Below are 13,073 nucleotides of genomic sequence, written 5' to 3' on the forward strand. Positions count from 1 at the left end.
ATTGTAGACGAAAGAGAGGCATGCCCGAACAATGCCGTCCCGGCGCGGCGGGCCACTGCCTCCGCAAATTCACGGTGCCCCAGCGCGTCAAGACAATCGCCGCAAGCGATTTTTCAGACGATAAAACAGCGCCGTCGTCAACGTCAGCACCGCCAACATGGCTGCGAATACAATCGCCGGTGTCCATCGATCATATGCAACCCCGTACGTCAATTGGCCGATAGGTGTTGCGCAGGAAAGGACCATGTAAACGACCGAAAGCACTTTTCCGCAGAGCTCAGTCGGCGCTGCCCGCTGAACAAACGCGGTGATTTCAACCGACGCAATGCTTGCCCACACCATGGCCCATGCCGAAGCGACCGCAAACACGGTGAACACGCATACATCTACGCCGAACAGCAGCGTAACAATAATCGGCGCGACTCCAAAACAGATCATCGCAACATATCGACATATGCCATTGAAAGAAAAACGATGCGGCCAAATGCCGACCAAGCCACTGCCGGTAAGACCACCCAGGCCCAGAGCAACCTCAACTATCCCAACGCAGGACGATTGCATGCCGAGATGCTTTGTAACAATAATGGGAGCGCCAATCGTTAGCCCAACCAACGCAAGGTTCAAAACTGCCGCAAGCAAAATCACAGCGACCAATGATGCATTTTGCAACAGATACCGAATCGACTCCCGAAAATCGTTTCGGCATGTCGTACGAGTCGCGCCGTCTCCCATCGTTTCAGATGAGGCATTTTGCTTGAGTACGCCACCAAACAACAGAGCTGAAATCGCAAACGTTACCGACGCGATTGTGCAAAGAGCATCGATGCCAAAGCACCCATAGACTGCCGTCCCGACCACAGGACCCAAGATATTGCTCACCATGGTCACCTGCGAAACCAATGCAGTGGCCCGCTCAACCTTCTTTTCACCCGCCATGCGCACCGTCTCAATTTGGAGTATTGGCTTTAGCAGCGATTGAGCGCCATATTGAACACAAAGTATCGCTACTACGACGACCGCAAGAGGCAATGAGTGCTTCATGGGGATAGACAGCAGTGATGCAGTCATCAGAGCAATGCCGAGGGCCACGAGGGCCTCGCGATGTCTTCCCCTATCCGCCAAGATTCCGCCAGCCGGAGTTGCGAGTACGCCGGGTATGAACGCCGTCGCCACGACGGCGCCATATAACGTTGACGATCCGCTGCAATCGAACAAGTAAAGCGGATACGCAAAGCACAGCGCTGACAGCATCGAATACGTGCACAGCTGCGCAACCAGAAGTTCCGCAAGCCTGATTGACCGCACTGTTTTTGGTTCCAACAAGACTCTGACGTCTCTCAGTCCAGCCATAAGTCCGCTCCCTATACATACCGCTAATATGTATTTATCGACTTGAAAAGGGCAGCCGGAGCTGCCCTCTCAAATCTATTACATACCGTTGGTATCTATATTACCACCCGGCGCGGTCCCATACGTCCCAAATCTGCGCCGTTGTCTGAAGCACTTCTTCCCCCAAATCGAGTCCCACCGCGGCAGCCATCTGCGCCAAACATTGTGCGCGAGCGAGCATTCGCTCCTTGGGCTCGAGCGGACGGAACAGCGGCAGCAGCCAGAGATTCGCTAGCAACGATACGGCCTCCGCCGCTTCGCGCGGGCATTCGCACGCAATGGAGCCGTCGGCGATGCCCTCCTCGATCACTGGCAAGAGACAGCCATCGGCTGACTCGTCAAACGAGCCCTGGTACTGCATCGCCAGTAGGCGCGAGCTTTTTACCGGATCTGCTGCAGGACGCATACGTGCCCATAGCTCAATTTGTGGAACAACGGACTCGGGAGCGTACAGTCGCTTGAGCTTTTGGGCTCCGGTCATATTACCGACGCCAAGCATCGAGCGGCGGTGCTCAACAATCGGAGTCATCGCCCGATCAAACGCGGCGTTGAAAATCTCTTCTTTGCTCTTGAAGTGATGATAGACAGCGCCCTTGGTCATGCCGTCGAGACGGTCAACGATATCTTGAATACTCGTCCCCTCATAACCCTGTGCGCAGAATAGTTCCAGTGCCGCGTCGAGAATCTTCGCGACCGTCTCCTCGGGATATTTATTGCGACCCATAATCCGCCCATCCGCAACGCAAGTCTTGTGCCTCATTGCAGCATTTTAACGTTGCGGATGGCAGACGGTCGATTCTACACCGCGGCCGGGCCGTGTTCGCCGGTGCGAATGCGGATGACTTCTTCGACCGGCTCGACCCAAATCTTGCCGTCTCCAACGGCACCGGTGCGGGCGGCATTGCAGATGATGTCGACAATTCCGTCAACGTGCTCATCAGCGCAGATGAGGGTGAACTGCACCTTGGGGATGGTATTGACGAGCAGTTCGTTGCCGCGCACGTATTCCTTCCAGCCATGCTGTGCGCCGCAGCCCTGCACCTGGTTAATCGTCATACCGCGAACATCGGCAGCAAACAGCGCGTCTTTGAGAACCTCAAGCTTCTCCTGGCGCACGATAGCCGTAATTTTCTTCATAGTGAATTCCTCTCTTCAATAAAAGAAATGAATTGCCCTTCACATGGCACGGGTTTTCCAGGTGCCGCAAACCAACCTCAGAGATCAATAAGTTCAACTGACTGGTCTTAGCAGGTTTCCCAAGTGCCGCAGATTGCCGTGAAAGAGGAGCGAAGCGTACTTCGGTACGCAAGCGACGGTTTGAGGGGCAAGGTCGGGTGCCTGGGAAAGCCGTGCTGCTAATCGAGTCCGGAGAACGAGGGATAAGCGCTCTCGCCGTGCTGACTCGCATCCAAGCCCAGCGCCTCATCGGCCTCGTCCACGCGCAGGCTGCCGCGGAACAGCGCCTTGACCACCGCGGCAATCACCAAGTCGAGCACCAGCACAATAGCGACCGTCACCACAATGCCCAGGATTTGCGAGATGAGCAGCGACATGTCACCCGTGTAGAACAGGCCGCCCTTACCGGTCCACGAGAGCTCCGGCACGCAGAACAGGCCCGTGAGCACACCGCCCAAGATGCCGCCGATACCGTGGCAACCGAACGCGTCGAGCGCATCGTCGTAGCCAAACTTGGTCTTAAGATGGCTGATGGCCAGGTAACAGACGGGCGAGACGATCAGGCCCATGACCAGCGCTGCCCACGGCTCGACAAAGCCCGCACCCGGCGTGACCACCACAAGGCCCGCAACCAGACCGGTGCTGGCACCCACCAGCGTGGGGCGACCGGTGTGCACGCGCTCGACGGCAAGCCACGAGACCATGCCCGCCGCGCTGGCCGTCACGGTGTTGAGGATGGCGAGCGCCGCCGCGGCGTCGGCCTTAAACTCGCTGCCGCCGTTAAAGCCAAACCAGCCAAACCAAAGCAGGCCGGCGCCCAGCGCCACAAACGGCACGTTATGCGGACGGTAGCTCATCATGCCAAAGCCGCGACGACGGCCGAGCATTAAGCAGAGAATCAGGCCCGTGAGACCGGACGAAATGTGTACCACGTCGCCGCCGGCAAAGTCGAGCGCGCCGATGATGTCGCCGATAAAGGAACCATCGCCGCCCCAAACCATGTGGGCGAGCGGCGCATAGACCACGAGCAGCCAAATGCCCAGGAAGGCCGTCATGGCACCAAACTTAACGCGGCCTGCCAGACTGCCCGTAACGATAGCGGCGGTGATCATGGCAAACGCCATCTGGAAGGCGATGTTGATGATCTGAGGGTAGACGGCACCATCCGCAGCATTGCCCTCGGCCGCCTGCAGCACCTGGTTGAGCACCGGCAGGCACAGCAGCTGGTCAAAGCCGCCAATAAACGGGTTAGAACCGTCGCCACCGTAGGCCAGCGACCAGCCGGCAACAATCCACAGCACACCAACCAGGCCAATGGCGCCAAAGCACATAAGCATGGTGTTGATGACATTTTTGCGCCTGGACAGGCCGCCATAGAAAAACGCCAGACCCGGTGTCATTAAAAACACGAGCATGGTGCAGATGAGCATAAACGTTGTCGATCCCGTATCGTACATTCGCTCCCCCTTGGTCGCATGAACGTTGTCGGCGCTCATGATGCGGCCGAGGGCCAACTGGTGTAGACCAGATACGGCGTTGTTAAACGCTGCGTTGTCGAATGGAAACGGTGCCGCAATCTTGGAAACGGCACGGCAACGGGCGCGAAACGAACGGGAAACGTGCGAACGAGAAGGGCGCGCTTGGCTCCGCTCTGGCTAGCGCCGGAACAGCTCGCGGGCTCGGTCGCGGAGGTCGGTAGCTCGGATGACGCCCTCGTAGCGATTGATGCGCAGACGCGGGAAGGCGTTAAAGAAGCGCAGGTCACGACGGCTGAGCGACACACTCGGCACCGGACGGCTCATGCGCTTGCCGGCAAGGCGACGACTGAGCGACGGACGCGGCATGCTCGGCGCGACATCGGCAACGCGGCGGGCAGCGAGCGCCAGGCCGCGAGCACCATCCGAGATAAACGTCGGCATCGAAGCCTTCTCGCGCAGGGCATCGAGCGCCGCGTCGCCCAGCTCGGCCAGCCAAGCGTTAACGGCGCGACCGCGGATATGCGTCTGCGCCACCGAGTCGATCGCCGAATCGGGAATACGTTCGAGCATAGAGTCGGAGGCGTCGGCAAGCGACTCATTGATGCGGTCGGCAAGGTCGGCACGCACACGCTCAAGCTGATCGGACAGGCGGCGCCAGCTGGCCAACGAGCACACCGCATCGACCATCATCGCGACCGCGACGATAAAGGCGGACAGCCGCACAATCAGCACCGGCAGATGGCCAAGCAGCCCCAGCAATGCCGGCTCCACTAAACGGCAAATACACAACGCACCCAAGCCAAACGCGCAGGCCCAGTACAGGCAGATGCGTCCGTGCAGGTTAAACGGCAGATGCGAGTAATCCCAAAACCGGGCACCCGTCGTTTTTTCCAACAGCACGCCCACGCTATATTCGATCACGCTGCATACGAGCGCGGCAGCGACAAACTGGCTCGAGGCGTCTGGGATTCCACGCAGCAGCAACCAGCACGCGATGCCGCCCGCACCGTAGATGGGACAACACGGCCCTAGCAAAAAGCCGCTGTTGGCAAAGCGTCCGTGGTTGAGCATGGCGCAAACCGTCGACTCCCATACCCAGCCGCAAAAACCGTAGAAGGCAAACGAGAGTACCAGCGCCGAGAGCGGACAGGCAGCAAGCGTCGCGCCGTCAAATGCCATGTCGATCGCGGTTCCCACCGTCTACCCACTCCTCTTTTCGTTCGATTCTTTGCTCGAGCCGTCACTCGAGCCCTCGTTCAAATCGTTCGCGCCGCCTTTGCGTGGCAGACGACCGGCAACCGTCTCGCGCAATGCGCACCATTTATCGGCCAAGCACACAATCCATGCCTCGCGACACGTCGGCGGCACCGGTACCAGCGGAAACATATGCCGCACGATAATATTCCGCTCGCGCGACGTCAGCTCAAAATCTTCCTCCGCACGCGCCAGGGCAAAAAACGGGTGACGAAAGCCATGCAGTCGATGGCTTGGGTCGGGATCGTGCCAGTCATAGAGAAAGTAATCGTGCAGCAGGGCCCCGCGCAGCAGCGACAAGCGGTCGACGGAGATACCGACGCGGCCCAGGCGCTCGGCAAAGGACAGACTTGCCCGCGCCACCGAGGTCACATGTGCATAAACCGTCACATCGCCATGTTGGATAAACTCATGCATCAGGTCCAAGCGGCCCGCCTGGGCAAGCTGACGGGCGGCATCGTCGACCTCGCGCGCGATTTTCTCGGCACGAATGGTATCGGACATGCGGCCTCCTTCCGGCGGCGCTCGGCGGCAAGCCGCGGCCTGCACGCAATGAATAAAATCATCATCGAATCTACCAGTATGGCATCGGACAAAACGTTTTGCCCCACCAGTTGGCGAATTACCGCGCCGCCGTCACATATCAAACGCCAAAATGTGCGAGACTGTCTTGTGCAATTGTGCCGGCCGAGGGAGTGCCGGCGCACGATTCGCATGGAGTAACCCACAACGATGCTGCTTACGCAAACGACAACGCCCGAGGACGTCAAGGCTCTCGATCGCGCCGAGCTTCCGCTGCTCTGCGGCGAGATCCGCCACGCCATCCTCGAAAGCTCCGCCGCCGTCGGCGGGCACGTTGCCCCCAACCTGGGCGTCGTTGAGCTTACGGTCGCGCTCCATCGCGTGTTTAACTCCCCCACCGACAAAATTGTCTTTGACGTGTCACACCAGACCTATGCCCACAAGGCGCTGACTGGGCGCGCGTACACCTATATCGATCCGGAGCGTTATGGTGAGGCTTCTGGCTTTGCCAATCCCGACGAGTCCGAGCACGACCTGTTCGCCATGGGCCACACCTCCACATCGGTGAGCTTGGGCTGCGGCTTGGCACACGCCCGTGATCTGGCGGGCGACAGCTACAACGTCATTACCATCATTGGCGACGGTTCGCTTTCGGGCGGTCTGGCGTTTGAGGGCTTCAACAACGCCGCCGATCTCGACAGCAACCTGATCATCATCGTCAATGACAACGACCAGTCCATCGCCGAAAACCACGGTGGCCTGTATCGCAATCTGGCCGAGCTGCGCGCCAGCAACGGCACCTGCGAGCGCAACGTTTTCCGCGCGATGGGACTCGACTACCGCTATCTGGACGCCGGCAACGATGTGTTGGCCCTGGTCGACGCGCTGCAGGAGCTGCGCGATATCGATCATCCCATCGTGCTGCACGTCTCCACCGCAAAGGGCAAGGGCTTTGAGCCGGCCCAGAGCGACCCCGAGCGCTGGCACCACGTGGGTCCGTTTGACATGGCGACCGGGCGCAAGCTCTGCCCGGGCCATCCGAGCGAGCCTGCGCCGCGCACCTATGCCGACATTACGGGCGAGGCGCTCAGCGCCGCCATCGAGCACGATCCGCAGGTCGTGGGCATCACGGCCGCCACGCCCTACATCATGGGCTTTACACCCGAGCTTCGCGCCGCGGCAGGCAAGCAGTTTGTTGACGTGGGCATTGCCGAGGAGCACGCCGTGACCTTTGCCACCGCGCTTGCGCGCTCGGGCGCCAAGCCAGTCTTTGGTGTGTACGGCACGTTTTTGCAGCGCGCCTACGACGAGCTGTGGCACGACCTGTGCCTCAACGACGCCCCCGCAACCATCCTGGTATTTGGCGCGTCGATCTTTGGCACCACATCCGAGACGCATCTCTCGTTCTTTGATATTTCCATGCTGGGCGGTCTTCCCAACATGCACTACTTGGCGCCGGCCTGCATGGAGGAATATCTGTCCATGCTGAGCTGGTCGCTCGATCACCGCGAGCATCCTGTGGCGATTCGCGTGCCCGGCATTGGCCTGGTAAGCCGCCCCGACTTGGCGCCTGCCGAGGACGCCGATTACGGTGTCGCGCGCTACAACGTGGTGCGCCAAGGCCGCGACGTGGCCGTGCTCGCGCTCGGCGATTTCTTTGAGCTGGGCGAGCGTGTGGCAAACCGCTTGGCAGCCGAATACGGTATCGAGGCCACGCTCGTCAACCCTCGCTTTGCAACCGAGCTTGACCGCGAGTTCCTCGACAGCCTTGCCGCCAAGCATCGCGTTGTCGTCACCCTCGAGGACGGCATCTTGGACGGCGGTTGGGGCGAACGCGTCGCGTGCTACTTGGCCTGCACGCCCGTGCGCACGCGCACCTTCGGCATCGCCAAGGGCTTCCCCGACCGCTACGACCCCAACGAGCTGCTCGCTCAGAACGGCATGACGGTCGAGAACATGGCCGCCGAGGCCGTAAGGCTACTCAACGAGTAAAAAACCTCCGCAAGGGAAGCACCCATGCGGAGGTTTTTATTTTCGCGACGCGATTATCTCAATCTGTAACATCTATGGCCCGAATTCCCGTCTAACTGTTACAGATCTAGAAAAGACGTCTTAGTCCCTGACCTTTGTCTCAATCTGTAACAGATAGAGACCTTCTGGCCGTCCAGATGTTACAGATTGAGACATTCGAATTCCCCTAAAGAGAAAATCTCGATCTGTAACAGGTAGAACCCATTTCCTCGTCTAACTGTTACAGATTGAGACAAAGCAGCGAGACAGGCCACCACATCTGCAAGAACCACCACAAAGGTGCCTGTCCCTTTTTGGTAGGAAGAATTACCCATAAGGTAAGTATGTTTCTGAGTTATTTCGTGTTGACCCATTTGAGCGGGATGGGGTATAACTCTACTCAACCGCTAGGGATTTTATTGAGAAAGGTGTTCTCCTATGAGCAAGAACCTCTCCCAGCAGGTCGTTCTCGACCGCCGCGGCTTCGTTGCCGCCACCTTCGCAACCGTCGCCGGCCTTGGTCTTGCCGGCTGCTCTGACACCAGCGCCGAGGCTGACAAGGGTTCCGCCGCTGGCTCCTCCAAGAGCTCCGAAGATACCGAGGCTTCCACCACGCTCGACGCCAAGGCATTCGACAAGCTCGTCGACAACGGCCCCAAGGCCGATGACGATGTCATCGCCGCCAGCACCTGGGCCACGGCCGTCAAGGACGCCGGCGTCTTTAAGATCGGTGGCGTTCAGACCTCCACGCTCTTCTCCCTCCTCAACGAGAAAGACGGTCAGACCCGTGGCTTCGATGCCGGCATCGCGCAGCTTCTGTCCAACTACATCCTAGGCGAGAACAAGGTCGAGATCACCCAGGTGACCTCGGACACGCGCGAGTCCGTCCTGCAGAACGGCCAGGTCGACGCTGTCTTTGCCACCTACACCATCACCGACGAGCGCAAGAAGCTTGTCTCCTTTGCCGGTCCCTACTACTACACGCAGCAGGCCATCCTGGTGCTTGCCGATAACGACGACATCAAGAGCGTCGACGACCTGGCCGACAAGAACGTCGCCGTCCAGTCCGGCTCCAACGGCCCCGCCATCCTGGAGGAGTTCGCTCCCAAGGCCAGCCAGCAGGAGTTCAAGACCGACGAGGAGGCCCGCCAGGCACTTCAGCAGGGACGCGTTGACGCCTACGTCATCGACAACAACATGCAGCAGAGCGCCCTGGTCCGCGAGCCCGGCAAGTACAAGATTGCCGGCAAGCCCTTCGGCAGCAAGGAGCCCTACGGCATCGGCCTGCCGCTCGATTCCGACGGTGTCGCCTTTGTCAACGACTTCCTTAAGAAGATCGAGGATGACGGCACCTGGACCGAGCTGTGGCAGATCTGCATTGGCGACCGTACGGGCGACACCAATGTTCCCGAGCTGCCCGAGATCGGCGCCTAGGCAGCGAGCCTAGTAACGGCCGCTACGAAACCATACGGAAACGCACGATGCGCTTTATTGCGCTAAACTGTTTCCTCACTGAGTTGTCGGGGCTTCCGTACACACGGGAGCCCCTTTCCTTACCGGCGGGAGGTCCGCATGAGTCTCTCCGAGCTCTGGTCGCTCTATGGCCAGAACTATATCGACGCGCTGCTAGCAACCTGGGGCATGACGCTTGAGTCGTTTGCCATCGCCATGGTGCTGGCCGTCGCCGTCACCGTGATGCGCGTGTCGCCGCTCAAGCCGCTGCGCGTCTTTGGCGACCTGTATGTCCAGGTCTTCCGTAACATCCCCGGCATCGCGCTGCTCATTATCGTCGTCTACGCGCTGCCGCCGCTCAAGGTCGTCCTGCCCTACCGCACCTGCGTCATCGTCGCCACAGTGCTCTTGGGTTCTGCCTTTGGCTCCGAGAACTTTATGAGCGGCATCAACACCGTCGGTGTCGGCCAGGTGGAAGCCGCCCGCTCGCTGGGCATGAGCTTCAGCCGTATCCTCGCCAAGATCGTGATTCCGCAGGCGCTGCGCTCGAGCGTGCTGCCCATGACCAACCTCTTTATCGCCGTCATGCTCACCACCGCGCTCGGCAGTCAGGTGCCGCTTAAACCGCAGGAGCTCACCGGCGTGGTGAGCTACATCAACACGCGCTCGCTCGGCGGCGTCGCCGCGTTCTTTATCTCGGCGCTCGGCTACCTGGGCACGGCCTTTGTGGTGAGCCACATTGGCAACTATATCGATAAGAAGGTGAGGATCCTCCGATGAGCAAGCACTCCACCTCCGCGCTCACCATGCGCGATGCGCTCTACGAGGCTCCCGGCCCCAAGATGCGCGCCAAGATTCGCGTCGGCACCGCCATCTCACTTGTTGCCGTGGCCGCGCTCATCGCTCTGGTACTGCAGCGCTTTTATGTGACCGGCCAGCTTTCGGTCCATTACTGGTACTTCTTTACGCACCTCACCACCTGGAAGTTCCTGCTTGCCGGTTTTGAGGGCACGGTAAAGGTCGCGCTCACCGCCGGCGCCATCGCGCTGGTACTGGGCTTAGCCCTCATGCTCGGCCGTACCAGCAACATCAAGCCGCTGCAGCTGGTCTGCCGCGTGCTCACCGATTTCTTCCGTGGCGTGCCGAGCCTGCTGTTCATCTACTTCTTCTTTTTGGTGCTGCCTCAGTACAAGATTTCACTGCCGTCGTTTTGGATGCTCACGCTTCCCGTCGCGCTCGCCGCAGCCGGCGTACTTGCCGAGATCTTCCGCGCAGGCGTCAACGCCGTGCCGCGTGGTCAGGTCGAGGCAGCCCAGGCGCTCGGTCTCTCCAAGGCCAAAATCACCTTTAAAATCGTATTGCCCCAGGCGATTCGGTTTATCATTCCGTCGTTGATTTCGCAGCTCGTGGTCGTAGTCAAAGACACCACCGTCGCCTACGTGGTGAGCTACCCCGACCTCATGCAAAATGCCCGCGTGCTCATTACCAACTACGACGCCCTCGTGTCGGTTTACCTGGTTATCGCGGTCATCTACATCCTCATCAACGTCGCGATCAACAAGGCCGCTGTCTACGTTTCGCACAAGACCGGCGCGACGATCATCCGCTAACGCTTTTACCATTTCGAGTCATAAGGAGCCGAGCACCATGGCACAGAGCACCTCTTCCACCGGCAATCAGCCGCTGATCGAGCTCAGGCACGTCGATAAGCACTACGGCGACCTGCACGTTCTCAACGACATCAATCTCTCGGTCGACCGCGGCGAAGTCGTCGTGGTGATCGGCCCCTCGGGCTCGGGCAAGTCGACCATGTGCCGCACCATCAATCGCCTGGAAACCATCGACTCGGGCGAGATCCTCATCGAGGGCGAGCCCTTGCCGCAGGAAGGCAAAGACCTTGCCCGCATGCGTGCCGAGCTGGGCATGGTGTTCCAACAGTTCAACCTGTTTGCACATATGACGGTACTGCAGAACGTCATGCTGGGACCGGTCGATGTGCTGGGCGTGTCCAAGGAGGAGGCTCGTGAGCGCGCCATGGACCTGCTGAGCCGCGTGGGCGTGGCCGAGCAGGCCGACAAGGTACCCGCACAGCTTTCGGGCGGCCAGCAGCAGCGCGTGGCCATCGCCCGTTCTCTTGCCATGCAGCCCAAGGCCATGCTCTTCGATGAGCCCACGAGTGCCCTTGACCCCGAGATGATCAATGAGGTGCTCGAGGTCATGGTGCGCTTGGCGCAGCAGGGCATGACGATGATCGTCATTACGCACGAGATGAACTTTGCCCGCCGCGTGGCCGACCGTGTCGTGTTTATGGCCGATGGCCAGATCGTGGAAACCGGCACGCCCGACGGGTTCTTCGACCACCCCCAGACCAAGCGCGCCCAGGACTTCCTCAACTCCATCAAGGGCCACTAGCCAGCCACCCCGTGGGACAAATCCATTGAAAGTGTTGTCCTACGACGTCTCTCATGCGCCCTGTCACCTTTAGATTCGAAAGCAACACCTATGATCGGAACTCGCACTTCATCGTCATACACCCCGCACGTCGACGTCGATCCCGCCGACCGCCCGCTCATCCTCGTCGCGCCGCGTTGGGAAGAGGCGAAGCCGTTTTTAAGCGAGACGCTCTCCCCCAACGAGGAAATCGCAAGTGTCTTTGTCGATGCCATCCTTGCCGCCGGCGGCCTGCCGCTGCAGATGTCCATCACCGAGGACATTGAGGTCATCCGCCATTACGTCGATATCGCCGACGGTATCGCTATTCCCGGCGGCCCGGATGTCAACCCCAAACGCTGGGGCGATGATCGACCCTACGACCCCACCCTCTGCTGCGAGATCCGCGATAGCTTTGAGTTTAAGCTGGTCGGCGAAGTGCTCCGCGCCAAAAAGCCGCTCTTTACCACCTGCCGTGGCACGCAGTTGCTCAACGTCGCCACTGGCGGCACCCTGTGCATGGACGTGCCGAGCCTGGGCGCTCGCGAGGGCCGCACGCAGTGGCGCCATACCCACGTGCTCAACGACCCCGTGCATCCCGTCGAGGTCGTGCCGGGCTCGCTGCTCGACCGCGCGGTTGGCGGACACAGGCTGATCCAGACTAACTCGGCACATCACTGCTGCGTCGACCGTCTGGGTAAGAGCACGCGCTTGGTCGCCAAGGCAACCGACGGCGTTCCCGAGTGCATCGAAGTCGAAGGCCAGCCTTTCTGCCTGGGCGTGCAATGGCACCCTGAGTATACGTGGAAGACGCTCGAGACCGACTTTAACCTGTGGAAGTCGTTTGTCGAGGCAGCGACCAAGGTAAAGCAGGCCCGCTAGCTCGCGAACCGCACAACAGATAAGGGCGCCCCGCCGGCCACATGGTCCGACGGGGCGCCCTATTACCTATATGCTGCCGGCACACAGCCCAAGGCTCGCGAGCCCTTATTCAGCCGCCTCGCGCAGGGCCGACATCGTGGCCGCATATTGCTGCTGCAGCGCATGCATTCCCTCACGAGCGCCGTCAACGGCATCGGCGCCGCGCAGCGCCTCGGTCACCAAGACCGCCGGCTCGTACAGATTATCGAATCCCAGGTTCTGGCTCACGCCTTTGAGCGTATGCACTGCCATAAACGCGCTCTCGGCATCTCCCGCCGCCATGGCAGCCTCCAGCTTGTCCATGCTCTCGTCATCCAAAAACTTGAGGGCAAAGCGGGCAAGCATTTCCTCGCCCATCAGCCGAGCGCACGCGTCATCATAATTGGCGCCAATCTTCTCATACGCCTCACGCATGGAAATCATGGGTTAAAAACTCCTTTG

Annotated in this window: 13 protein-coding genes; 6 read left to right on the top strand and 7 right to left on the bottom strand. The window is 60.0% G+C overall.

The window, feature by feature from the left end; all coding sequences use genetic code 11:
• Positions 1 to 87: 87 nt before the first annotated feature.
• The 6 genes from GT571_RS06510 to GT571_RS06535 all read right to left on the bottom strand — a co-directional run bounded on the left by GT571_RS06510 (position 88) and on the right by GT571_RS06535 (position 5,801).
• Positions 88 to 1,350: an MFS transporter gene (locus GT571_RS06510; protein WP_161156164.1), complete on the bottom strand. Its 1,263-nt coding sequence runs from the start codon at positions 1,348 to 1,350 to the stop codon at positions 88 to 90.
• A 100-nt stretch (positions 1,351 to 1,450) separates the two neighbouring features.
• Positions 1,451 to 2,113 carry a TetR/AcrR family transcriptional regulator gene (locus GT571_RS06515; RefSeq protein WP_161156166.1) on the bottom strand — a complete coding sequence of 221 codons (663 nt, stop codon included), beginning with the start codon at positions 2,111 to 2,113 and terminating at the stop codon, positions 1,451 to 1,453.
• Positions 2,114 to 2,187: 74 nt separating this feature from the next.
• On the bottom strand, positions 2,188 to 2,526 hold the full coding sequence (locus GT571_RS06520; protein ID WP_099432138.1) for a P-II family nitrogen regulator: 339 nt from the start codon (positions 2,524 to 2,526) through the stop codon (positions 2,188 to 2,190).
• Positions 2,527 to 2,744: 218 nt separating this feature from the next.
• Positions 2,745 to 4,022 carry an ammonium transporter gene (locus GT571_RS06525; RefSeq protein WP_161156168.1) on the bottom strand — a complete coding sequence of 426 codons (1,278 nt, stop codon included), beginning with the start codon at positions 4,020 to 4,022 and terminating at the stop codon, positions 2,745 to 2,747.
• A 198-nt stretch (positions 4,023 to 4,220) separates the two neighbouring features.
• Positions 4,221 to 5,240 (bottom strand): putative ABC transporter permease, encoded by a 1,020-nt coding sequence (locus GT571_RS06530; protein ID WP_233505172.1) that lies wholly within the window; start codon positions 5,238 to 5,240, stop codon positions 4,221 to 4,223.
• A 3-nt stretch (positions 5,241 to 5,243) separates the two neighbouring features.
• Positions 5,244 to 5,801, bottom strand: a complete 558-nt coding sequence (locus GT571_RS06535) for an HD domain-containing protein (protein ID WP_161156170.1) — start codon at positions 5,799 to 5,801, stop codon at positions 5,244 to 5,246.
• Between the two features lie 228 nt (positions 5,802 to 6,029).
• On the opposite strand from GT571_RS06535, the gene GT571_RS06540 reads away from it, so the two are divergent.
• The 6 genes from GT571_RS06540 to GT571_RS06565 all read left to right on the top strand — a co-directional run bounded on the left by GT571_RS06540 (position 6,030) and on the right by GT571_RS06565 (position 12,593).
• A complete protein-coding gene (locus GT571_RS06540) occupies positions 6,030 to 7,811 on the top strand; it encodes a 1-deoxy-D-xylulose-5-phosphate synthase (protein ID WP_161156172.1) in 1,782 nt (593 codons plus the stop codon).
• A gap of 456 nt (positions 7,812 to 8,267) precedes the next feature.
• Positions 8,268 to 9,263, top strand: coding sequence for a glutamate ABC transporter substrate-binding protein (locus GT571_RS06545; protein ID WP_161156174.1), 996 nt, complete (start codon positions 8,268 to 8,270; stop codon positions 9,261 to 9,263).
• Between the two features lie 138 nt (positions 9,264 to 9,401).
• On the top strand, positions 9,402 to 10,061 hold the full coding sequence (locus GT571_RS06550; protein ID WP_022094657.1) for an amino acid ABC transporter permease: 660 nt from the start codon (positions 9,402 to 9,404) through the stop codon (positions 10,059 to 10,061).
• A complete protein-coding gene (locus tag GT571_RS06555) occupies positions 10,058 to 10,891 on the top strand; it encodes an amino acid ABC transporter permease (protein WP_161156176.1) in 834 nt (277 codons plus the stop codon). Before GT571_RS06550 ends, GT571_RS06555 begins: the two co-directional genes overlap by 4 nt.
• 37 nt (positions 10,892 to 10,928) lie before the next feature.
• Positions 10,929 to 11,693 carry an amino acid ABC transporter ATP-binding protein gene (locus GT571_RS06560; protein WP_117629932.1) on the top strand — a complete coding sequence of 255 codons (765 nt, stop codon included), beginning with the start codon at positions 10,929 to 10,931 and terminating at the stop codon, positions 11,691 to 11,693.
• A gap of 90 nt (positions 11,694 to 11,783) precedes the next feature.
• Positions 11,784 to 12,593 carry a gamma-glutamyl-gamma-aminobutyrate hydrolase family protein gene (locus tag GT571_RS06565; RefSeq protein ID WP_161156178.1) on the top strand — a complete coding sequence of 270 codons (810 nt, stop codon included), beginning with the start codon at positions 11,784 to 11,786 and terminating at the stop codon, positions 12,591 to 12,593.
• Between the two features lie 105 nt (positions 12,594 to 12,698).
• Here GT571_RS06565 and GT571_RS06570 read toward each other — a convergent pair whose 3' ends face one another.
• Positions 12,699 to 13,055 carry an Hpt domain-containing protein gene (locus tag GT571_RS06570; protein WP_161156180.1) on the bottom strand — a complete coding sequence of 119 codons (357 nt, stop codon included), beginning with the start codon at positions 13,053 to 13,055 and terminating at the stop codon, positions 12,699 to 12,701.
• Positions 13,056 to 13,073 lie beyond the last annotated feature (18 nt).

This window comes from Collinsella aerofaciens (assembly GCF_009876115.1).
Classification (GTDB): domain Bacteria; phylum Actinomycetota; class Coriobacteriia; order Coriobacteriales; family Coriobacteriaceae; genus Collinsella; species Collinsella aerofaciens_N.